This is a genomic window from Aquibacillus koreensis (assembly GCF_025154055.1).
In the GTDB taxonomy this organism is placed as follows: domain Bacteria; phylum Bacillota; class Bacilli; order Bacillales; family Amphibacillaceae; genus Aquibacillus_C; species Aquibacillus_C koreensis.
Genome location: NZ_JAOALK010000057.1, coordinates 1 through 23833 on the forward strand (window position 1 = coordinate 1; position 23833 = coordinate 23833).

22 protein-coding genes are annotated in these 23833 nt (G+C 35.7%); 4 read left to right on the plus strand and 18 right to left on the minus strand.

What is annotated here, in order from left to right:
• Positions 1-252: 252 nt before the first annotated feature.
• The 8 genes from NYQ66_RS18170 to NYQ66_RS18205 form a co-directional block, all read right to left on the minus strand.
• Positions 253-1044 carry a Nif3-like dinuclear metal center hexameric protein gene (locus tag NYQ66_RS18170; protein ID WP_259871533.1) on the minus strand — a complete coding sequence of 264 codons (792 nt, stop codon included), beginning with the start codon at positions 1042-1044 and terminating at the stop codon, positions 253-255.
• Positions 1045-1073: 29 nt separating this feature from the next.
• Positions 1074-1694 carry a polysaccharide deacetylase family protein gene (locus NYQ66_RS18175; RefSeq protein WP_259871534.1) on the minus strand — a complete coding sequence of 207 codons (621 nt, stop codon included), beginning with the start codon at positions 1692-1694 and terminating at the stop codon, positions 1074-1076.
• Positions 1695-1821: 127 nt separating this feature from the next.
• On the minus strand, positions 1822-3612 hold the full coding sequence (locus NYQ66_RS18180; RefSeq protein WP_259871536.1) for a glycerophosphoryl diester phosphodiesterase membrane domain-containing protein: 1791 nt from the start codon (positions 3610-3612) through the stop codon (positions 1822-1824).
• Between the two features lie 141 nt (positions 3613-3753).
• Positions 3754-3954, minus strand: a complete 201-nt coding sequence (locus NYQ66_RS18185; protein WP_259871537.1) for a hypothetical protein — start codon at positions 3952-3954, stop codon at positions 3754-3756.
• 112 nt (positions 3955-4066) lie between these two features.
• Positions 4067-4369 (minus strand): antibiotic biosynthesis monooxygenase family protein, encoded by a 303-nt coding sequence (locus NYQ66_RS18190; RefSeq protein ID WP_259871538.1) that lies wholly within the window; start codon positions 4367-4369, stop codon positions 4067-4069.
• A 92-nt stretch (positions 4370-4461) separates the two neighbouring features.
• Entirely contained in the window at positions 4462-7668 is a 3207-nt protein-coding gene (locus NYQ66_RS18195) for a UvrD-helicase domain-containing protein (RefSeq protein ID WP_259871541.1), read from the minus strand.
• On the minus strand, positions 7661-8353 hold the full coding sequence (locus NYQ66_RS18200) for a PD-(D/E)XK nuclease family protein (RefSeq protein WP_311202034.1): 693 nt from the start codon (positions 8351-8353) through the stop codon (positions 7661-7663). The genes NYQ66_RS18195 and NYQ66_RS18200 overlap by 8 nt, the downstream gene beginning before the upstream one ends.
• Positions 8304-10661 (minus strand): PD-(D/E)XK nuclease family protein, encoded by a 2358-nt coding sequence (locus tag NYQ66_RS18205; RefSeq protein ID WP_259871543.1) that lies wholly within the window; start codon positions 10659-10661, stop codon positions 8304-8306. Before NYQ66_RS18205 ends, NYQ66_RS18200 begins: the two co-directional genes overlap by 50 nt.
• A gap of 200 nt (positions 10662-10861) precedes the next feature.
• On the opposite strand from NYQ66_RS18205, the gene NYQ66_RS18210 reads away from it, so the two are divergent.
• Positions 10862-11614: a PRC-barrel domain-containing protein gene (locus NYQ66_RS18210; RefSeq protein WP_259871626.1), complete on the plus strand. Its 753-nt coding sequence runs from the start codon at positions 10862-10864 to the stop codon at positions 11612-11614.
• A gap of 137 nt (positions 11615-11751) precedes the next feature.
• Here NYQ66_RS18210 and NYQ66_RS18215 read toward each other — a convergent pair whose 3' ends face one another.
• Positions 11752-12573 carry a cytochrome c oxidase assembly protein gene (locus tag NYQ66_RS18215; protein ID WP_259871546.1) on the minus strand — a complete coding sequence of 274 codons (822 nt, stop codon included), beginning with the start codon at positions 12571-12573 and terminating at the stop codon, positions 11752-11754.
• 254 nt (positions 12574-12827) lie between these two features.
• Here NYQ66_RS18215 and NYQ66_RS18220 point away from each other — a divergent pair, with 254 nt between their 5' ends.
• On the plus strand, positions 12828-13430 hold the full coding sequence (locus NYQ66_RS18220) for a LysM peptidoglycan-binding domain-containing protein (protein ID WP_259871548.1): 603 nt from the start codon (positions 12828-12830) through the stop codon (positions 13428-13430).
• A 143-nt stretch (positions 13431-13573) separates the two neighbouring features.
• Here NYQ66_RS18220 and NYQ66_RS18225 read toward each other — a convergent pair whose 3' ends face one another.
• From NYQ66_RS18225 to NYQ66_RS18245, 5 genes are all read right to left on the minus strand, one after another.
• Positions 13574-13999, minus strand: coding sequence for a hypothetical protein (locus NYQ66_RS18225; RefSeq protein ID WP_259871551.1), 426 nt, complete (start codon positions 13997-13999; stop codon positions 13574-13576).
• A gap of 168 nt (positions 14000-14167) precedes the next feature.
• Entirely contained in the window at positions 14168-15259 is a 1092-nt protein-coding gene (locus tag NYQ66_RS18230) for a PRK06851 family protein (RefSeq protein ID WP_259871554.1), read from the minus strand.
• Positions 15260-15364: 105 nt separating this feature from the next.
• Positions 15365-17131, minus strand: a complete 1767-nt coding sequence (locus tag NYQ66_RS18235; RefSeq protein WP_259871555.1) for a DEAD/DEAH box helicase — start codon at positions 17129-17131, stop codon at positions 15365-15367.
• A gap of 147 nt (positions 17132-17278) precedes the next feature.
• The gene (locus NYQ66_RS18240; RefSeq protein WP_259871557.1) at positions 17279-18061 is read right to left on the minus strand and encodes a DUF3298 and DUF4163 domain-containing protein; all 783 of its coding nucleotides are present in this window, start codon (positions 18059-18061) and stop codon (positions 17279-17281) included.
• Positions 18062-18205: 144 nt separating this feature from the next.
• Positions 18206-18766, minus strand: a complete 561-nt coding sequence (locus NYQ66_RS18245) for a GNAT family N-acetyltransferase (RefSeq protein WP_259871559.1) — start codon at positions 18764-18766, stop codon at positions 18206-18208.
• A 480-nt stretch (positions 18767-19246) separates the two neighbouring features.
• Between NYQ66_RS18245 and NYQ66_RS18250 the strand changes: the two genes are divergently transcribed.
• Positions 19247-20551, plus strand: a complete 1305-nt coding sequence (locus tag NYQ66_RS18250) for an MFS transporter (RefSeq protein WP_259871561.1) — start codon at positions 19247-19249, stop codon at positions 20549-20551.
• A gap of 54 nt (positions 20552-20605) precedes the next feature.
• Here the strand turns inward: NYQ66_RS18250 and NYQ66_RS18255 are convergent, their stop codons facing one another.
• A complete protein-coding gene (locus tag NYQ66_RS18255; RefSeq protein WP_259871563.1) occupies positions 20606-20947 on the minus strand; it encodes a hypothetical protein in 342 nt (113 codons plus the stop codon).
• 98 nt (positions 20948-21045) lie between these two features.
• Complete coding sequence (locus NYQ66_RS18260) at positions 21046-21336, minus strand: hypothetical protein (RefSeq protein WP_259871565.1); 291 nt, start codon at positions 21334-21336, stop codon at positions 21046-21048.
• Between the two features lie 289 nt (positions 21337-21625).
• On the opposite strand from NYQ66_RS18260, the gene NYQ66_RS18265 reads away from it, so the two are divergent.
• Entirely contained in the window at positions 21626-21823 is a 198-nt protein-coding gene (locus NYQ66_RS18265; RefSeq protein WP_259871567.1) for a hypothetical protein, read from the plus strand.
• Positions 21824-21828: 5 nt separating this feature from the next.
• Here the strand turns inward: NYQ66_RS18265 and NYQ66_RS18270 are convergent, their stop codons facing one another.
• Both NYQ66_RS18270 and NYQ66_RS18275 read right to left on the minus strand, forming a co-directional pair.
• Positions 21829-22599: a serine/threonine protein kinase gene (locus NYQ66_RS18270; protein ID WP_259871569.1), complete on the minus strand. Its 771-nt coding sequence runs from the start codon at positions 22597-22599 to the stop codon at positions 21829-21831.
• Positions 22600-22776: 177 nt separating this feature from the next.
• Positions 22777-23808, minus strand: a complete 1032-nt coding sequence (locus NYQ66_RS18275) for a S66 family peptidase (RefSeq protein ID WP_259871571.1) — start codon at positions 23806-23808, stop codon at positions 22777-22779.
• Positions 23809-23833 lie beyond the last annotated feature (25 nt).

Genomic DNA, 23833 nt, shown 5'->3' on the forward strand with positions numbered 1-23833 from the left:
TACGAAGACTCCTGCGGGAATAGCGCGAGGTGAAGACCCCGCAGTGGTGCCCTTTCCACGAGGAGGCTGAGGCCGTGCCCGCAAGAGGAATCTGAACTTAGAAAAAGCCGGGTTTTGGGATTTTTCGTGATTCCTCCTCGGAAAGCGAAGTATTCTGCCGGAACGGCGTTATAACACTTCAATGTTTCTATGATATGAAAGTTTTGCTGCGTAGTATATGCATACTGTGCAACAAAGATAATTCTTCAGAAGTTACATAACTTTAAAAGTTGGTTCCACCGGTATGAAATGCACAGGAGTACTTGGAAATGTAGTTGCTAGTTCCGTTGCAATTAATTGCATTCCAGCCGCTTCACTCTCCATATGTCCTAACACGATTAATGCTTTATGCTTCCCTTGTTGAATCGCATCGCGTACATACTCAGGAGTTTCCCACTCCGGACCTTCTCCATAGATAACCAAATCGAGATTTTGTTGTTCAAATAAAGGAATAGCAACGGATCCTCCTCCTCGAAACCCCGCTAATAAACCGATTTTCTCACAAGGCATAGATGGATCGCCAACTACACGTAAATATTCCATCCCTAATTTATTTTTCACGTAATCACACACATCTTTCACCGTCATACCTGGCACAGTTAAAATGGAAGCTGTCGGTTGATGCTCATCTACAAATTCTTCCCATTGTAACGATTGGATTAAACCTTGCATAATCCCATCTGGTGTATATTTGTGTATATAATCATGAAACCTAAAGATCGCCATACCAGACTCTTTGATTAAAGCTAATTTATCTTCACTAACTTTTGTAGGTCCGATATCACTGTCATCCCAATGACTATGAAAAATCCCTTCGTGGGTGATTAATAGGTTTGCTCCTAGCCTATTAGCTTGCTTAAGCACATCATAAGTAGGCATAAATGTTACTGCAATTCCTGAAACATCCATATTTGTTGTACCGAATTTTAATGTATCCACCGTCTTAGGAAGCTCTCCAACTGGTTTGATTAATTGTTTTAATACATCATTCACTAATATTCCCATTTACCTTATCGCCTCCCGAATAATCCAATTTATTCAGATAAACCTAACAACTTGCTAATTGTAACGAGCTCATATCCTTGTTCCTTTAATTCAGAAACTAAGATACGAACAGCTTCTACTGTTTGAGAACGTTCTTCAAATCCATCGTGAAAAATAAAGATGCTTCCAGGTTTTATATGTTTACGAGATTCAGACACAATCTGATTTACTCCAGGTTGCTCCCAATCTTGTGCACCCACGTTCATGGCAGCTATTGTTTTATAACCAAAAGTATCGATAATGGATGCAGTTTCCTCATTAAAATCAAAAAATGGCGGACGAAATGTTTTGGGTTTTTTTCCAGTCATTTCTTCAATTAGCTTATCTGTCATGTCCACCTCTTGAAATGCATCATCTTTATGTAACTTAGTTAAAAAAGGATGAGAGTACGTATGATTTCCAATTTCATGCCCTTTTTCTAATACGTCCTTAACTACTTCAGGGTGTTTCTTCATCTGCTCACCAATCATATAAAAAGTCGCTTGTCCTGAAACCGCTTCAAATATATCTAATATTTGTGGTGTGTACGTCGTATTTGGCCCATCATCAAATGTTATTGCAACTTCCTTTTTATCTGTCTCCACCTCATTAATGATTCCGAACTTTTCCATTTATCACACTACCTCTTCTTGAATATTTTTATTCTTAATTGTATCACGATGAAAGATTTTGGGTAATGAAAAATGCTTGGATTTTTAAATTCCAAGCATTTTTTATACACCCTATATACAAACCACCTTAACCGTTATCTTCCTCTGAAGCTAAAGTAATACCTAACATTCGTTGGATTTTTTCTGGATGATCAGTGATAATACCATCTATATCATACTTCAGTACTTCTCTTATATTCCTTTCGATATTTACCGTCCATACCCACACTTCTCTCCCCTGCTTTTGAGCATTACGAACAAGCCTTTCTGAAAGCATACTTTGGCGCACTGTATAGAAATCTACGTCTAAATGTGATAAATCACCTGCAAACAGGTACATAATCTGCCCTAGTTTTATCTCGCTGTTTAATTTTCTTATATCTTTTAGTTGATCGTAATCAAATGACTGAACATACGTCTCTTCTCCTATTTCATGCTCCTCGATCACGGTTACTAAATTTTCAGCGAGTGTATGTGTGGAGTCCACGGCTTTAATATCAATGATTAACTTCACATCCATTTCTACGATCTCTTCCACCACTTCTTCAAGCGTTGGGATTTTCTCGCCTATAAATGCCTCTCCATGAAGACGTCCTATATCTACTTGAGCTACTTCACTGTAAGTCATTTCGTTAATCTTTGAATCTATTCCAGCCATTCTTTGTAAATTCTTATCATGATTTAAGACAATGACTCCATCTTGGGTCATTTGTACATCTATTTCAATTGCGTCCACCCCTTGGTTTAGTGCAGACCTTATACTACTCAGTGAGTTTTCCGGTGCATTTTCTGCATCCCCTCTATGACTAGCAATATCAACATCCCATCGTAAGTACACCATATTATCATGAAACGCATAATTTACAAAAAACATTCCTAATAGATATACAATTACTCCAGTCACTAATATAGGTTTTCTTCTATTAAAAAATGTTGTGATGTTAGACTCCATCTTATGTAACCTTTTATGAGGTTTTATGGTTAGGGTATCCTCAATCACATCCTCTTGATCCCGCTTAAACTTATAAAAGAGTCTCGTAATAATAATGATATTAATCGGAATTAATAAAATCGAAAAAATCACGGCCATGTAACCAGAAAAAGTAATATAAAGATTTTCAATTAGGTGGCCTGGGATATAATTATCCACGTACTCTGCTAAAAAAGAACCCAGACGCATAAGAGAAAAACCTGCTAGAAAAACAAAAACATTTACGACACACAAATGATAAAGGATCCTCATGTGATTATGTTTCGTTAGCTTAAAACTATGTCTTGTCGCATGGCGGATTCGTTTATTCTCAATATAAAAATAATGCAGCGTAAAGATCAACCTTAAGAAAATATATGCTACGATTAATACGACAATAGCATATATAATTAAGGAATAATAAGATTCATACCATTCGTTTATGAGAATTATTGGAATATTAATATCCAATAGTGCTGGCACAAAAGATAAGTCAACAAAAGGTATAAGCAGTAAAAATATTGGCACTAACTGAAATATACCAAATCCGACTAACCTTGGAAGTCTCCTTAAAGTTGCAAGAAATGCATCTGTTATTAGGATGTCTTTTTGAAAATATCTCTTTTGCGTAATTATGATTAGTACGCCAAACTCTAAGAACAAAATAACAATGACTACAAGGGTGATGATAAGCATACCAAAAATACCAGAAACACTTGACCCAAGTTTATATACATCCGCATTTAGCAATGAATTAGATCCCAATACCCTTAAAATCCTATTAAACAAAAATGAAATAAGAGGAACAAATAAGAAACTTGAAAACAACATAAATAAAAGCTCAATTGTAAGGTATTTCTTATAGGAAGCTTTAAAGTCCTTATAACTATTCATAAACAATGTAAACATGTAATCACCTAATTATATAAAATAAGACTCGAACATTAATTCCCTCAATTTCTGAACGTTAAACCACAATTCAGACTTATTTTTTTACTATATCCAAAAAACAAACGATGCCCATCTGTGCATCGTTTGTTTGAACATAATTTATTTTTTAAGCTCTTGTTTAATAAATCGATTAATAATAATTACACAAAGCCCTGATATAGCTGTTGTTACATATGGCACATTAGCAATAGCATTCATCTCGAAATTTCGTAATAACCACATGGATATCAGTGAAGCTAGCATAAAATACCATGCAACCCGCTTAAATGTCTTTAATCTGTCTATTTTTTCTCTATTCACGGTATACAGTCCCCTTTATTAATTAACACGGTTTTTAGAGATTAGATAAAACGCTTACACATTTCTCTTTCATAAATTTTATACTAGTCTTATCTTCTTATCAAGTAAAGATTTATTCTAGTGCTAAATCAACCATTTCGAAATGCTCTACAATAGGGAATGGATCGTAGAAGTGATGTAGCCTTCTTTTCCATTCCTGATACGCTTCTGATTTTCTAAATCCGACTGTATGATCTTCTAACGTATCCCAATTAACTAGCAGCAAGTACTTTCCTTGAACTTCCAGACAACGCTGTAATTCATGCGATTTATACCCTTTCATGGATGAGATAATGTTTGACGCTTTTTTAAATTCTATTTCAAATTCCTCTTCGAAACCTGGTTTGACTTGTAGCATTACGGCCTCCAAAATCATGAGAATTCCCCCTTTATATTTTTCTAACTATATAACAAACTATAGTCAAAAAGAGAGAAAGGTACTTACCTCCTCTCTCTACTTCAACTGTCCTATTTCACAAATCCCTGCAGTTGTTCTGCAAAGAAAAATAGCTTCACTTCGTTCACTTTTTCACCAGTCATTTGTCCCCATGCATGCTTATAAAAAATAACCTGTCCTTTATAATAGTCTCGTAACTTGCTAAAATCTTCTTCCTTTTTCACTCGATCAGTCTTATAATCTACTATAGTCCATGCGCCGTCCTTTAAATAAACAAGATCAATCACACCTTTGACATAGATAGTAGAGCTTTCTATACCTTGTTGAACGACGGTGTACAATGGATCTTGCGGTTCCAATTTTAAGTTAAACGGCACTTCCGTTAATACCTGGTCCGCCTCATCTAATTCATTCCAAATATCAGAATGCTTCCACAAACGAATATAGTCATACACTTCTTGCTCTCGTTCTGTTGGAATACTATGTTTTACCATTGCATTTTGGATAAAGTGGTGAACGTCAACTCCTTGCACTACTTTTTCCAGAACGTTATGAATTAATGTTCCCCAAGCTCGTCCTCCAGCAGATTCACGTTCTAGTGAAGCAACTTCGGCAAAGTCTTTGTCATCTGTTGGACTCCACATTTTATATGTCGGTTGTTTTTTTAGCTCTAGCCAATCTAAACGTGCTTTTGTTTCGGATTCGTAATGATCTAAGCTAATGGTTAACTCTTTTTGATTCTTTTCTTTCAAGTCATGCTCAGGTAATACTACCTCTTCTATACTTTCCATTTGAAGTAAGTCTTTCCAAGGATTTTTATTATCACTTTTCGCACTCGAACTTATCACTAAGGCTTTTTCCGCACGAGTAGCAGCTACATATACAATCCGGATTTCTTCTTCAAGTAAGTATCGGAGTTCTTCCATTTTCAATCGTGACCAATTTACTGGTAACGCGATCATCTTAGACTGGAATCCCTTTTTAACAGAAAAAGAATAGTAGCCTTTGGAATGATCGTCCTCTCGTTTAATATACTTTGACAGAAAAGTTTCTGCATTTACCATCTTTATTGGATGAGATAGAAAAACAATTGGAGCTTCAAGCCCCTTTGCTTTATGAACATTCATGACTCGAACTGCGTCAGCATCTTCTTCAAGATTAGCCACAACGGTCTTTTCCATTACCAATTCCGCAAATACATCACAAACTGACTTATACGTAGTTATTCCATTCACTTCTGATGCCCTTAATGCCTCTAAGATTTGTAGTAGACTTTTGTGTGACCTCTTGCCATGTTTATTTTTTATTAATAAAGCATAAAACCCAACATCCTCCATTATTTGTTCCATCGCTGCAGTTGGTGGTAACGCTCGAATCCATTTTTGGTAGAGTGCTAATTTGGATAGTGCCAATTCAAATTTTGCTTTAATTGGTTCTATTAATCCTCTAGGCACTAAGCTATAGATCGAAAAACGACCACCAGCTTGTTTCCATTGATAGAGATCATTATCACTTACTCCAAAAAAAGCACCTCGTAACGCAGCCACTAACGCAACTTGGTCAGTAGGATCCACAAACGTTTGAAACAATGTTAGTAACTCCTGGAATTCTCTTGTTTCCCCAATAACAATCTCTCCACTAACACTTACTGGTATCCCACGATCCTCGATCGTTTGGGCATAGGTTGCAATCCCATCATTATAACGAGTCAGAACCAAAAAATCTTTTGCATGATAGCCTTCCTTTAATAATGATTGGATATAGGTAGCGATGTTTTCGGCATCTTGTTGCACTACGTCGTCTTTTCTAGAATAATCGTCCGGTATGGTTATTCTTTTAATACCAGAAAGACGGCTTTGATCATCTGTTTTGAAGGCGTGTAATGGACGGTAGGCTGCTTGATAAACAGTTTCAGTATTTGGTAGCATGTGTTGAAAAATTGTATTTAGCTTTTCTGTTATCGTATTTACTGTACGAAAATTCATGGTAAGCTGTAAAACTTCGCCACCATGAGCCTCGATTAACTGCTTCACACGATTATACGTGTCGATATCCGCACGTCGGAATCGATAAATCGCTTGCTTTGGACCTCCAACTACAAATAAAGAACCCGGTCTTGGCTTGCACTTTGTCCATACTTGCTCATCAAGATTTTCTCCAGTTAGAAAGAACATGATCTCCGCTTGAATTGGATCGGTATCCTGAAATTCGTCCACAAGAAGACATTTGTATTTTTGTTGAAAATAGTATCTAACCTCTTCGTTTCCCTTCAGTAACTGATTTGTTTTTATTAGTAAATCTTGGTAGTTTAGTAAGGATCGCTCCCTTTTTAACTGTTCATAATCGTCCATCGCATCAATCAAAAAGTTGATTACCTTAGGGTGACAATATTCCCACCATGTCTGAAGCAATCGTTTAATCGATTGGTCAACCACACTCGTTATTTTCTCATAATAGAATTTAGCGTCTTCCTTAGAGTCCCACCTGTTGTAGGTTGGTTTTAAATTCTTATTAAAAAGTTCAAAGATATCAATAATGTGTCTTGGATTAGAAGCATTACCATGTCGTTGCTTGATTAAGGAAGTATGCATTGCTTTTTGTAAAGCGTCATAGCCCTTATCCGGTTCCTTTTCTGGTAAAGACCGTTTTGCTTCTTTTATTAAAGTCATAAAATAATTATACGTTTCCTCTAATGCGGGTTTATTGACATGCGAGGTAACCCATTCTACGTCAGGATAATTTTTCATATCTTTTAAACAAGTAAACAAGTCATCTACTTCAAGTCCTAATTCGTCCATCTCTTTTAGTCGAGTTGGCGAGAATTCCTGTAAACGAAGTAAATACGTATGCCACGCTTCTTCTAATAATTCATAATCATCCTGTTCTTCTAATTCTTGAAAAGTTAAGTCTAACTTTGCTTCTATTGGACGTTCTCTTAGCAATCTAGAACAAAAGGCATGTACTGTCCCAATAAAACATCTCTCCATATTTTGTAATGCATCTGAAAGGCGAGTTGCTTGGAGTTCCTCTATTTCAATTTCCCATTTATTTTCTAATTCCGATTGAAATCGCAGTTTGAGTTCGTCCGCAGCTTTTCTAGTAAACGTAATCGCAACCATTTGCTCGATTTTACATGTATCTGTGTAAATTAAGTTAACCATACGTTCTACTAAGCTAGTTGTCTTACCTGATCCAGCTCCAGCTTCAATTAAATAATTTGTAGTTAATTCACTTTTAATTTTATTCCGTGCCGCTTGATCCACAATTACTTTACTCATAAGCACGCACTCCCTTAAATTTTCCTATTCCATCCCATTCTTGATCCATTTGTTTTGCTTCTAATGTTTCTTTATCATAGTACGCTCGTTTGCATACCGCTTTAAAATCACAAAACTTGCAGTCATTTTCATCATCTGTCATGGAGAAATGTCCATATTTTAGAACATCAATTAACTTTTCCAGAATATTTAACCCATTTGTACGTAATGTTTCATTTTGACTTCGTACATATCGCTCACCCAGACCTTTTGAACTTGGGAAATAATAGGAACTTTCCTTGACAGCTCCTGCCGCTAATTGAAGATGCTCTTCAATCGCTATCGAATAGATAAAGTGTTGTAACTGTCTACCGCCTTTGAAAGGCTTGGATTCATGGTAGCTATAAGTGCCACCTGTCTTATAGTCAATAATATGATAATCACCGGCATCAGCTTGATCAACACGGTCAATTTTCCCTGCTATATAAAGCGTCTTATTCGATGGCAATGTTACAACCGCAGGACGTACATCACCAATACCGAATTCGTATTCCAAGTGCTCTACTTTGTATTTTTCTCCATAGACTTCTTCTTCCTTTAAAAAGATACGACAACAATGGAGTAGGTCATCTACTTCTTTTTGATAAATCCTTTGACTAGGAGGTGGTTGGATTGTTTCTTGTTGATATATTTTTTCTTTTGCAATCCTTAAAAATTAATTCTTCATGCTCTGAAACCATAGGCTTTTGTTTTTGTTTCTTTAATTGTTTATAAAAGGTTTCAAAAATACTGTGTAACAGACTTCCTCTTGTTGCTGCATCTAACCAACTATAAGGATCATAAGTAACCTCTTCGATTGGTCTAAGTTGAAGAACCTCTCCAAGAAAATAGGCATATGGACAAGTTGCTAATTTTTCTAATTTTCCAGCAGTCATCGTTCTATCTTTATTCAAGCGGGGGTCAAGCTCATTTGCATCTACATCAACTAGGCCATCATAGGCCGTAAAACGATCTTGTTTTCTAGACATAGCTGCTTGAAAACCAAATACAAGATTTTCATAGGTTGTGAACATAGAATCATCTAATTGTTTGTCTACTTCTTCTCGAAGCAACCTGTTCCAATAATCTTTTCCCTCCAACACATCTACGTGCGGTAATGTTCTTGGTAGTTGTTTTATATGTTTAAAATCCGCTCTTTCGTTGTTGGTTGCAAGACGATACACTTGTAAAAATAAATGAGACGGACTTACGGGACGATTGTCATTGATACTAAAGTGACAATAACTTAGCGATATGGGACCTGATGTATGTGCAAGTACCTGGAGCATTTTGTACACATTTTGTTGTCCTTTTTCTTTCAAAATTGGTAAGAACCCGCTTAGACTCTGTCGCTCTTGATCTAGTAATAGTGGGTCTTCACTTGGCGTTCCAGGAAAAGCGCGGTTGTCTAAACCTACAACAAATACTGTAGATCTCGTGCTATACACCCCTCTCTTATAGGAGCAAATATGTAGATGTCCTGGCTTGGGATTTGATTGATTGATGTTTGAGGTTAAGAGTAAATCATGTAATTTCTCAAAAGCATCAAAGAACGGCAATTGTTCATCTGCATATGGTAATACTGTTTCAAGTGTTGTTAACATGTCAGACTTGGCTACTTCATCTAGTGCAGAAGTTATCCTACCATAATCGGTAAGCATATACTTGCATGCGTTTAATAAACCACGATAATCGACTTTACCCTCTATACTCGGAAGTTTTTGAAAAAGAATGGAAAACCATTCGCGCAACCACATTGCATCAAGGACTTGCTCCTGTAAGAAGTTAATTCTTTTTTCATCAACTGATTCCATTGCTTTTCTATTTTGTTCATCAATAAAGATATCTAGCTGGGATAGGTAACGAGTTTGATCCCACCCAATACTTGCATCCCGTAGCAGTTTGGTTATTTTTACTTTTGTCGGAGCACCATTCGAAAATTCTATTAGTCCTTCGTGTATGATCGAAATAAAATCTTTTACACTGTATTTATTTTTCATCCATTTTGAAATTGCTGCGATTAGTTTACCTGGGCGACTAAATGAAATGGGTATTCCTTCTCCATATGTTACAGGAATCTGATACTTTTCAGACAGATGATAGACCGTTGTTACATATGGTTCTGGTTTTGTGTAATACATCATACATTTGTCGAATGCTTGATCAGATTTTTTTATCTGAGAAAACATGTGCTTTATTTCCATTTCTTCTGTATTTGCAGTGAATAAAGATATTTCAGGCACTTCAGTAGCCTCTTTTGGTTGATATATGTAACTTAATGATGTTGGATCACTCCAATTAACAGAACGAAGATCATGGAATTGTGGTGTCTGTACACCATACACTTTTGATAAAGGGAGCTTTTCTATTTGATTTGGTAACAAAATTTCTAAAAATTGATGTTCTAATTGTGTGAGGGATAGGTTAGATTGCAAGATATAAATCGTGTTATTGTTATATGGAGGGATAAGATCCAGAGCTTTTTGTAGAATGGAAGCATAATCCCACATTTGATAGGCAACAAGAAGATGTTCATATTGATGCATGATATGTTTGATATCCAGAGCCTTGTTCGTTGAGACAAAAGCTGTTTCAACGAGGTTTTCACTCGTATATCCTGCCATTCGCAGTTGTGTAATTGTATCTAGCAGGCTTCTACTAAATGATGATGTAATCTCCAAACCTGTAAAGTAGCGCAGTTTACCAGAATCAATCAATTCATGAAGAATCCAATACATAAAGTGAATGGCGACGGGTTTTTCCATTTGTTGAAACCTTTCTTCTGCATATACTTCTACTATATCATTAGCTAAACTTCGAACAGTCTTTATTTTTACATTTATTGCTTCAAATTCCACATGTGTGTATGCTTGCAAGATTTCTTCTCCAATTGAATAAGAATCAACAATTAATATTTTTTCATTCCACCTGTGCTTTGTACAAATGTCGTTGACATGTCCTACTAATGCTTTCAATTTGTTCCCTCCTCTTATAAGTCTATTATCCTATTTATTTCCAACAATAGCAACTAGCATTATTGCTTTTGAAAAGGTACATGGTTCATACCCAAACTGAAAATGCTTTTTTTATGTTTAAAATAAATTGTAAAGGTAATTGAATTACAAGTAGTCACTTTATTAATTATCAATTCTTTAGAATAAAAAGGAGGCTAATTATTTTATATTTAGCATCAACAATTAAAGACTTGAACATTCAAGCATCTGACGGAGAATTAGGTGGCGTGAAAGATCTCTATTTCGACGATAAGTTTTGGACAATTCGTTATTTAGTTACAGATACTAGAAAGTGGCTACCAGGTAAAAAGGTACTGTTATCTCCACTATCTTTTGACGAAGTAGATATAAAAAATGGTAAAGTAAATGTTTTATCGACAAAAGATACCGTTAAAAACGCACCACACCAACACGAAGATAAACCTGTATCGAAACAAGTAGAATTGGATTTAGCCATTTATTATGGATGGCCAACTTACTGGTCTGGTGCAGGACCATGGTCAGGTTACAATGATCCCTATACATTGGCTGATTCTCACTCAAGAGGCTTAGTTAAAGATAGAATGGAAATGAGTGATAATGGTGATCAACATTTACGAAGTGTAAATGAAATCAAAGGTGACTTTTTCGGGTATAGGATCAGTGCAATTGACGGTGAGATTGGACATGTCTCCAATTTTATTATCGACGACAACAGTTGGGAAATAACCTATCTCGTAGTAGAAACCAAGAATATATTAACAGGTAAATTCAGATTGATTGCACCGAAGTGGATCAACCAAATCGATTGGGTCGAACACAGAGTATTTGTCGATCTAACGAAAGAACAAGTGAAGCAAGGGGCAGATTATGATCCCAGTCAATCTGTTCCACAAGATTTGGAGGATCGAATTTTACAAGGCTATAGGAAATAAAAGGTTAGGTGTTTCAGATTATTAACTGAAATATTTAAGATAAAACCACTAAAGAAGAACTTGGATTTTTCCAAGTTCTTTTTTATGATACTTTTAAATACGCTGATAGAATGGAGGAAATGAATTAATTTATCCGTTCATTTTCTTTTTAAGACCAGTAGAGGAATTACCCAGATCAACTGGCTAATTAACAAGAAAACTCCTCCAATTCTTTGTTCTCTTAAAGGCGGAAAAGGAAGTAAGGTTTCTACAAAATCATTTGGTAAAGTCTCAATTGTTTCACCTGCTGGAAGACATAGTAATATCGCGGCCATTAACAATTCGAAGTCCATGTAAATGGAATATAAACTGTTGTTTTGTAGAATAAAAAACAGAGACAAAGCTAGAAAAAGTGATAGATTACAAATGATATAAAGTAATTTTTTTGTGTTTGATAATCGATCTACTTCACTAGTAAATGGAAATAGCGGACTCCACCATAATAAAGCTACAATAAACATGACAAATAAGTAGACATAATTGAGTGTATAGTTCATTCGAATGAAATCAAACAGAACCGGGATATGGTAGAAAATAAACAACCCATAAAAAAATAAGATCACAAAAATTGGGCGTGTAATAGCAAGGTAACCTTTTTTTACATAAGAATAAGTTATTAACTTTGCGAATAGTTCACTTTTTGTGCTAATAACAAATAATGGCGCCACCACTAGGTATAAGATAATCATCTGAATGATATGCGCTCGAAACAAAATTCTCCCTAAAATATTTAATGGACTTCCGAGAGCAATGTAAAATAGAACTATTCCTACGACAAACATGATCGTTTTTTTCACTGTATGATTGGTTCCACTAGGTAATAGAAATAAATAGAAGACTGTTCCTAGTAGGACCATTAACAATATGCCTGCGTTCCATTGTGAAAGAAAACTAAAATTAGCTAAAATGTCAGTAATCACAACATCGCTCCCTTTTTAACAACTTTAAATTATGTATAGTTTGTTTAATTCATATCATTTATAACACTATTCCTTGCGAATTGGACTTCTCAAAAAGGACAAATTTAAGAACAATTTAATAAGTAAGCATCTCATTTGTTATCACTACTTGTATTAATAGAAAAATATAAAAATTTCTATTATTATGTTTAGAAAATACTATAGGAAGGAACGTGATTAATGTAAGACGATACTACTAAAGGAGGAGTTAGAAAATGAAGACAAAAATAATGAAAACTCTAGCACCAACAGCGGTAGTAGGTTTGGTTATTGGAACCGCGGGTTTTTCCGTTAGTGCTGAGACAGAAACAATGGAAGAAGGCGAGACATTCTGGGATGTGGCGCAAGAGCATAATGTTACCGTTGACGAGTTAATGGATATGAATAGTGACATTGAACCACGAGCGATCCCAGTAGGAACGGAGATCGAATTAGATGCTGAACAAAGTACTGGGTCAAATGATGCAGTTACCCACACTGTACAACCTGGTAATACGTTAATTGGAATTGCAAATGTTTATGATGGCGTTACTTTAGAAGATTTACATGACCTAAACCAAGGCATTGACCCTTATGAATTAATGATTGGTTCTGAAGTAACAGTTGTTCATGACAACAATGATTCAACTGACAACTCTAGTGAAAATGGGAATGAAAATTCAGATGTAGTCTATCACATGGTTCAACCGGGTAATACCATCAATGGAATAGCTAGTGTTTACGACTATGTTTCTGCAGAAGAAATTATGGAAGCAAACCCTGATGTAGACCCTAATGATCTAACTATTGGATCTGAAATTGCGATTCCACTAGATTAATAATCTAATAAACTTTAATGAGCATCCTTAAAAGGATGCTCATTTTTTGTGTGCTTTTAGGACAGATGGACAGTCCCTTGTCCACTTTTTTCAGTTGCATTATTGTTAACCACATATGTAATAATTTATAATAGCATCCTACCTTATCCTTCTCGCAATGACCGATAAATCAGTAGTTGACCTTCATACTCAACTACTAATGCAAATGGTGCATTACCCTTTTCATACCCTTCTTCACTTGGCATGTGTACTTTTGTTCCTTTTGGAAGCTTTGTCGCATAGAGATTTCGAAACCACCATGCATTGGTCGTCTGGTTATTAATTTCCCCAATTAATTCTCCTCGCGTGTACTCCTTTCCATTCCCCCATTCTTGATGATCTGAATGAGAAAAGATGAGTCCATCTAGCTTAAGAATATCCGCATCTGGATTACCATCTAAAATCTCTTTTGCTGTAGGATTTCCTATACTGCCTAAATTAGGTGGGAAGCTTTCCGATAAAGTCGTTATCGTTAAAATGATTAAAAATAATGAAGCAATTACAAATGTAGTGATTCTTGTCTTCGTCAAACATTCCCCCCCTTTTTAAGTACCTACTTAAGCATCGGTCATTATGATTTTTCATAGTAGTATAGGGTTAATACGTCCCTTCGCCCATTTTAGCATATTTTTCCTTATATTAAAGGGACACATGGATTTGATGCCATATGTCCCCTCCTATTCCCGCACAAGATTTATTTATGTTAATTCTTGTATTGCTTTGTTTAATTTTTCATAAATTTTATCAACTACTAAAAAGTCTGTTGCATCAATGTAGATTTTTTCTAACTGATCGTATAGCGATTTTGCTTCTTGAAGATAGGTTATACCTTGCTTCATCTTTTGTTTATACCCTCTGGTTGTATCCATAATGGCACTTTCATATTTCTCATCTGTACCAGGTGTAACTGCTTTTTCATACACATCAACAATTTCATCACCATGTCGACTTGGAAAATATTCATGTGGATCTGTACTATCAAATACACAAACACCTAATTCGCGAATGACCACCATATCTATACTTTCAGGATCAAACCCACAATGATACATTTCAACACCAAACCCACGATCACCCGCAGCTGCGGCAACCTTTTTCAATATCGTTGATTTACCTGTACCCGCGCGCCCTTTAATGAAATATCGCTTCGATAAATCTTCTGTGATATTCGGTATATAATCAATAACACCTTGTGGCGTAGAAGCACCAAAGAAACGATGAAGTGTTTCACGAGAAGCTCTTTCACTTTGTTTTCCAACAAAAATACGGCTAATCAACTCTTCGGTAACTTCATTCGCTTTAACAAAGTCCATTTCATTAATATAAACTTCTTCTAAGTCGTCATGAATACGAAGTCCTTCCTGGAAACAATCATATGCAGTTTCATATGCCCCTTCTATTTTATCTTGTAGCTCTACAATTTCTTCCCGCTTATCTTTTAACGGTAATGTATCCCATGCTTCCCCAACATTCACATACGCTTCAATCGCACCTGGAGCTTTTGGCTCAATTGCATGAGGAGAAGTGCTATCAAACACACCAAATTTAAGCGTTGGTATAATAAGTCCTGCTAATTTTTCATTATCTGAGTGGCTATGAATCCACTCAGTATCATACCCTTGTTGATTCCATTCAATAGCAAGCTTTTTAATTATGCTCGAGATTCCTGAACCTGGACCACCTTTTAATAAGTAAACATGTTCTAACCCTTGTATATTTGATTCAAATAAATCATAAAAACCCTTTGCTGTATTGCCTCCTGCAAAGTATCTTGTCATTCTACCTGTCATAAGGACACTCTCCTTTGCGAGATTATCTAACAATAGCCTATGCAAGCATTAAATAATAGGTGAATGTCTAATAATAAAAAGGGACAGGTCCTTTGACCCAATAGATTAATTGGTACAAAGGACCTGTAAACGATCAGGAAAAACAGCTTCAGTTTCAGAGAGCGATTCCCAAAAACCACTGAATCTTGCATAGGCTAACGGTTTTCCTAATCGGAGTAAATTATCCGCGAAATCAATAATTGTGCAGTACTCTGTTCCTCCAAACTTTGGTCCTCTTAGACCTCTACCGACAATTTGTTCATATAGTATCACACTCGTTGTCGGACGACATATTACGATGTAGGAAGTTTGAGGTGCATCAAAACCGGTTGTAAGAACACCATAGTTAAATAAGAACTCTATCTCTCCTCTTTGGAATGCATCAATATACATCCGCCTTGTTACCTTAGGTGTACTGGCGGATATTGTTGCAGCCTTCCTCCCCATTGCATTCATCGTAGTCGACAGAAACATAGCGTGTTCAACGGTACATGCATATACCAATGTAGGTGCACCAGATGGTATATCTAGTAATCGTTTTATGATTTGGTAGTTTCTAGCCTCGTCCGTAGCAAGTTCATTTAATAAGGCTGCGTTAATTCGGTCTTCATCTGCCTCCACCTGTTGTTCATCAACTTCGAACGATCGGCCAGAATCATATACAATATGCCTTGGTTTTGCCAAATAGCCTTCCTTTCGAAAATAAGCTAACGGATTGTCCGCATAACTAGATTCACCAGTGATATTTGGTTGAAGCAAATACGCTTGAAATTTATCCACTAACTTAATTGTTTCACCATCACTTCTTCCAGGCGTAGCGGTTAAACCACAAATAGGAAAAAGACTTGGTCCACAGATATCCTCCGCTTTCTCTAGTAATACGTTATACATTGGAGCAACTGCGTGATGTGCTTCATCAATAATCATTGCTCCACAATGCCTTAGAATTTCTTCTAATATTGGATCATCACTGTTTGCTCTTGCATAAAGCTGTTGAATACTCGCAATCACGGCTCCACCTATTAATTGTTGATCTGTAAGCTTGTTCCCTCCAAAGTAGCGGTATATTCGAAGTGACTCTGGGTATTCTTTTTCCTGCCACATATCAGAAATACACGAGATCGCTTGTTCACAAAGCTCTTCGTTCTGAGCAATCCAAATCAGATATTTCCCCTGCGAAAACCCAGCATGCATCCATTCAATATAACTTTCAACGGCAACCCTTGTTTTCCCACCACCAGTTGGTAAGGTAACTACACACCTAGTATGCTCACCTTCCAAGCTAAGAACACGTAACATCTCTTCTTTTAAATCCTTTTGGAAATCTGCAAGAGGTGGAACAGTTTTTCTAGCTTCAACGTCTATTACTGTCTCTGTTGTTGTCTCTTTTGGAACTGAGATTCCAGAAAAGATCATTGGAAACCCTAATGTTCGAACAAAATCACGTGGCCATACACCACCCATCATCCATTTTTTCGTACTAAGGGGAGTCAGCATATAAGTTGGTGACGTGATGGTCTTATTTGCAGTAGGATTTCGTTCATAGAGTGCCACTAGTTCATCTGTGTCTAACTGCCTTAATAAATACTTACGCAGCTCTCTTATTCCATCATCCGACCCTGAAAAAAAATAGACTCCTTTTTCGTGAAGGATCATTTTGGTTAGCTCTGTTAAATCAAGAGCATTCTTACCTAATGAAAGAAGGAATTTATTTAACCTATTATAATTTTTCTGTCCAATCACCTTTTTCATTATTTTATCAGGTACTTTATATTTATTGATCAACAAATCCAAACAGATTTGTACATCTATCTCTGACAGAAAAGCCTTCATTTTAATCTTCCTCCTGATGTCTACTGCCTCATAAATAAAACACCTAAACATTATAAAGGATTAACACGATAAAATGAACGAATTACTTTTGAAGGTACAAATATGAAAAAAGTTTATTTATACTTGATGATGTAAAGAAAGACTATATTAATTAACGATAAGACTTTGATATTTTTCTTTCATGATCGATTGTAACGATTCCATTGGTATTGAGAAAGTCGGTTGTCCCATATAGCCTGGTGCGATCTCATATTGTGCAAAAGCAACGACTAAATTACCGTTTTCTATATAAAAAGGTTGATCTTCTGAAATAGATTGAAAAGCATTATCCCCAACATAAGCTTCATTTGGATGGAAATAACTACCTTCACCTGCTGCTTCTTGTTTTTTGATTTGCTTCAGAATACTCGTATTAATCACTTCTTTATAATTGCTACCTTCTTTGAATAAGTCGGATAGCTTGATTGTTTTATTTTCGTCTATAAGAATGTTGTAATAATCCGTATTCGTCATGCCATGAGCACCACCAGTATATTCATAGGTGGATACTAGAAATGATAAAATCTCATGTGTGTTTTTCACTTGATAATCAACCTTTAGCTCATATGGTATGAACTCTCTGCCTTGTTCATCCGCTAATTTTTCCCCCTCATTTGCCATGTGCATTACCTTAACTTTTGTAAGTAAAGCTTGCTTTACTATTCCTTTGTTAATCTCATCTTGAAAGGCTTCATCAGACAAACCACTTATAGTTGGTAGACGCAGTTCTAATTTAAGTACATCCGTCTGTTCATTTATAGTGTTTGATTGAATGGTAACCTCACTTTTCTCTTCTGAATTATTTAGAAACTGATTTGACTTACTCATAACAGAGACCTGTGGATTATACAATTGTAGACTAATAATGCCAATTAGAAATAGAATACGCACATTCTTTCCTCCTTACATTGTTTGCGCAATAGTATGCCCATTTTTCACTAAACGACTCTTTACTTTATAAAGGAACAAAACGACATTATTAATAACGAAAAAAATCCATTTAACAGTTCACACCGTTAAATGGGATTTTTTATACTACTTCCGCTTCCATTCACTTTTTAAAATGCCCATTATAATGGTGTCATGGAACTCACCATTATAATAAAGGTTTTGCCTAATGGTACCTTCCTGTTTAAACCCTACCTTTTCATACGCGCGTTTTGCACGTTCATTATAGGAATAGACCTCTAATCCAATTCGATTCAAATTTAATACGTTAAAGCCATGGGCAATCAATAATGAAAGTGCTTCTGTTCCGAACCCACTTCCCAGATAATCATTTTCAAATATAGCGATTCTTACTACCGCATGTTGATTATGGTGATCAATATCAAGCATGGCAATATCACCAATCGGTTGATTATTCTCTTGCAAACAAATTAGCAGATCAATCCGACTACTATCAGTAGTAATTCGATCGAACCAATTCTGCACGCCTCGTCTCGTGAATACGACCTGTGATCCAGTCAATCTTCTTCCTTCCTGATCCCATAATGCTTTCGCATAAAATAAATCAAGATCTTCATTTTCGATGGGTCTTAAGTAGATACGTTCACTTTCTAAGAATTTTATATGATTTTGTCCTGTACTTTCCATCATATACCTCTTTTCAACTTTATTTTCTTTCATTTTAATACGTAATTCTTGGTAAGAGCTACTTTAAATGAATTTTCAAGTAACACACTTATAAATGAACAGATCGTGACAGACTTTTGACTATTATATGAACAAAATTATTCCGTGATTTGAATCACAGTAACTTTCCCAATAGATTTATATACTTAACATTATCAAAGAGGAAACTGGACCCCCTGATTTACTTGCATTTCTTAGCATTATTGAAACTTTCATTTAGAAATAAATCCCATGTTTTTGTCGATTCCGTGAAAACCATTCAGGTGTGATAAACATCACACATCCAACACACTTTCAAAACTTATAATTTACTTAAGTAAAGAAAGTGACTTAGTTGATTAAAACACTCAGTTAACCAATCCCTCGTATTCCAATAACCCAACCTATACAGGGATCTTTCAATCTCAAAGAAAAAAATGGAAAGCACAGGAGGTCAATATGATGGCTCGGATTAAAGAATGGAATCCAGAAAACGATCAATTCTGGAATGAAGAAGGAAAAAAACACGCAAAACGAAATCTCTGGATTTCAGTGTTCGCACTCATGCTTGCGTTTATTGTATGGCAAATTTGGTCAGTAACTGCTGTCCGCTTGAATGATGTGGGCTTTAATTTTACTAAAGATGAACTATTTACTTTAGCTGCCTTGCCAGGGTTAGTAGGTGCTACTGCTAGAATCTTTTTCACCTTCATGCCTGGCATAGTTGGTGGTCGGAATTGGACAGTATTTAGTACAGCATTTTTACTTGTACCCGCAATTGGGATTGGGGTTGCTGTACAAAACCCTGAAACATCCTTTACAACAATGGCAATCTTAGCAGCACTATGTGGATTTGGTGGAGGTAACTTCTCTTCATCAATGGCAAATATCAGTCCTTTCTTCCCTAAAAAGGAAAAAGGAACGGCAAATGGTATTAACGCTGGTTTAGGTAACTTAGGTGTTAGTGTCGTTCAATTCGTTACACCTCTAATTATCGGTGTATCATGGATCGGTGCAATGACTGGAGGAGCGCAAGTTTTACCAGACGGTTCTGAAGTGTTTATTCAAAACGCTGCTTTTGTATGGGTTGTACCTATTATTATCATGACAATCGTTGCTTTCTTTGGAATGGATAACCTACCAGGTGCAAAACAATCATTTAAAGAACAATCAGCTATTTTCAAAGAAAAACATATGTGGATTATGGCTTGGTTATATACGATGTGTTTCGGATCTTTCATCGGATTTGCAGCTGCATTTCCACTAGTAATTAATAACTCTTTCCCAGATTCAGGTGGTGCTGCATTAGCATTCCTTGGACCACTAATTGGTGCTGGTGTTCGTCCTCTAGGGGGATGGCTCTCGGATAAAGTTGGTAGCGGAGCAACAGTAACTTTTTGGGATACAATCTTAATGATTGTTGCTACATTAGGTGTTATTTATTTCTTGAATATTAATAGCTTCGTCGGATTTTTAATTATGTTTATTATCCTATTCTTTGCTACTGGGATTGCAAACGGGTCTACATTCAGAATGGTACCATTTATCTTTGTCGATAAAAAAGCTAAACTTGCAGCTCCAGTACTAGGATTTATTGCAGCAATCGCTGCCTACGGTGCTTTCTTAATTCCAAAGGTGTTTGGTTGGTCGATTAGCACAACAGGAACTGCACATACTGCACTTTATCTATTCTTAGCTTATTACATTATAAGTTTAGCAGTTTGCTGGTTCTATTACTCTAGAAAAAATGCAGAAATTAAATGTTAAGACCTCTTATAAACAAGGTGCCCTAATTCAGGGAACCTTGTTTTTTATATCGATTCACTTAGCGATCCTTAAGACCTGTTTAATCTTTCTAACATGTTCGCTAAATTGTTTCCTCATCATCAATAATGATGCAACAAGTAAAATTTCACTGAGAAGAAGTAAACATATACCAAAGAATAGACCATCGAAGAACAATCGTGTACTTATTCCATTTGAATAAAGGAACCATGCGAATATTGCTGAAACACCAAAAAATAATTGGATCATCATTGCAGCAAACACATTAGATTCAAATAAACCAGTTCGTTTAATCATATATCGAGCTGTAATAAAGCTAATAAAAAATGCTAAAATCATAAATAAGATGGACATAAAAATAAGCATATTTGTTCCCATATATATTTACCTCCTCCTTGTTATCCAATTTTAATTCTATTAAAAATATATGATTAAATAATGAGGCCTAGTACCCAAAAAGGATAAATTTTACATTTTTATTCTAAAATGGTGTTTTGAAGGAGACCATGAATGAGCACAGTTACTATGATAGACCCCAGGAAGATCACAACTGCAGTTCCCCATTTCTTCTTTTGATCGCTAGGAATGATTACTATATTTAAGATAAAAAACATTACGAGTGCAACACTAATCGACCCCATACCATACAAAAAGAAACTTCCCTGTTGTCCCCATGCTTGAAACATTCCCCATACATAGCCAAAGAAACCTCCAATACCTAGGAGAACATTCCCCAGAATCCAGAAAATTTTCTTTATACTAGTCATGATCAGTCACTCCTTTTGTACTAACTTGTACATAATTACGATTCCCTAAATCTACGTAAAGAAAACGAGATAACATACCTTACTTTATTACATGTTTTTTTGGTTATTTCCAGGGAATTAGTCATTATAATAGACGAGTTACATATCTAGAAAAGGTGCTTTCCTTTCTAAACATGTATCTTATTAAAAATCACTCATAGATTAGTTTATATTTTTCAAACAAACCGAAACTTATATACCATAATATACGTATATAGTTATACCAGAAGAATGAAAGGAGTTTTGAAGAATGATAGACAAATTCTTAAAAAAAGTAATGAATCACAGTGGAAGTAGTAGTAAGAAAAAATACCGCAGGCAGCATTTTAGTAGCTCAAGTGATCGTTATTATCGCCGTCATAAACACAGTAGTAGTGATCAGAAGCACCGATCACCATTTCATGGCAGTCATCGCTATAAACGAAAAGGATACCATAGCAGTAGCTAGCATTATTAATCCAATAGTTCTATTGCTTGTTCAATATCTACTGTAATATCTCTACAAAATGAATAAGGTTGTTCGATGCCGAGTAAACGTTTTAATAGGTGAATCGTTTTCGGATGAAGCGATAATTCTTCTGTCCAAGGACGTCTCTTTTTAATATCCTTTTTATAATTGGAGTACAGTAAAAATAGCAAAAAGTCACCTATGTCATAAAAATCCTCTCTAAACAGATCAACCTTATTTTCATTGCTTACTCGTATAGCTAGACCAAAGTCAATAAGATTTACTTTTCCCTCCGTCAAAATCACATTTGGGATTCGAATGTCTCCATGACATATTCCTTTCCTATGAATATAGTCTAAAATATTCACTAATTCTTTTACTAAAGTTAAGGAATATTTCTCGCTAAACTGCTCTCTCTCTTCAAATAGCTTATCTTCTAAGTTTTTTCCATTAATATATTCCATGCTAAAAAACAGGAAGTCTTGTTGCACAAAACATTCCATCAAAGTTGGGATATTTGGATGATTCAACTGTCCAAGAATCTCAGTTTCCTTTCGATACACCTCAGCAATCCTTTTTTTCCTTTTACTCCTCGTCATTTGTTTAACCACACATACTTTTCCTTCTTCAACTTGTTCACAAAGGTAGGAGATTCCATAGCTACCTACTCCAAGCAAATCGTTAACCTGATAGCGTTCATTAATAAATGTGCCTTTTTTAAAGAACCGGTCAATCATAAGTCGGTAACTTCTTTTTATTGCTCTACATAAGTTCATATATACAACTCCGTTAATATAATTATTGATAGGTTATTTGTTCATTGTTAAATTGGGGTGAATATACTTTTCTGTTCTTCTACTAATCATTTGCAAAATCCTGCATTCAATTAAAAAGGTACGAAAGAAGGCGTAAACCTTTAAGTAGATTTACGCCTCCATAAATAGAATATAGCATTACACTACGCCATTCTCTAGAATTGAGAAAATTTTGTTCTCACAATTTATTTGCGCTTTTGCGCCATAAGGTAAAATACTCTTAGGTTCCGTATGGCCAAAATTCATATTATACAATATCGGAAGTTCTTCTAAACTATACTCCTTCATAACCTTTAAGATTGCTTGCTTATATTCATCATAATACGTTTCATCTTGTGGTTTTCCAAAAACAATTCCCTTTGATTCTTGTAAAATACCTTGGGCCGCATAATTACGTAACCAATACGTAATCATACTCGGATCTGGCTTTTCCTCCGAAGTTTCAAAAAATAGAATAGCATTCTTCCAGTATTTTCGCTCTGGCCAAAGTACTGTTTGCTTTGCAAATTCAAGCACTTCTATGTTACCACCAATTAATCGCCCTTCGACAATCCCTGTCCCCTGTAACAATTCATATCCACGATTCGGTTGTAGTTTCCTTTTCTTGTATTTATTTGATTCGATCCATTCTAAACGCTCACTAGTCCATGCATTTGCTGGTTGTATTTCTCCAATTACATTATTGGAGAAGAGTGTTCTTTTCACCATTTCAATCGTGTAGTTGTCCATTTCGATATTTTCTGCAAAGTCTGTTAAGATCGCAGGACCATAAAAAGATGAAATACCGGCCTTTAAACAAAACAAATGACTCATGGTTACATCAGAGTAACCCATGAAAATTTTTGGGTTATCTTTGATTGTATTAAAATCAATGTATGGTAAAAGACGAATACTATCATCTCCACCGATATTAGCTATAATTGCCTTAATACTTGTGTCTTGGAAAGCTAACATTAAATCTTCAGCACGCGCCTTTGGGTTTTCATAAACATATGCTGAGCCTTTTAAACTGTTTGGCATAGTCACTACTTCGAGTCCAAACACTTCCTCTAGTCTTTTTACACCTTGCTCGTATCGCCACCTTATTTCCGGCTCACCTGCACCACCCCAGGAAGGGCTAACTGTAGCAATACGGTCTCCTTTTTTAAGCATATTTGGCTTTTTCAACATTCTGACAGGGACAAAATTTGTCCCG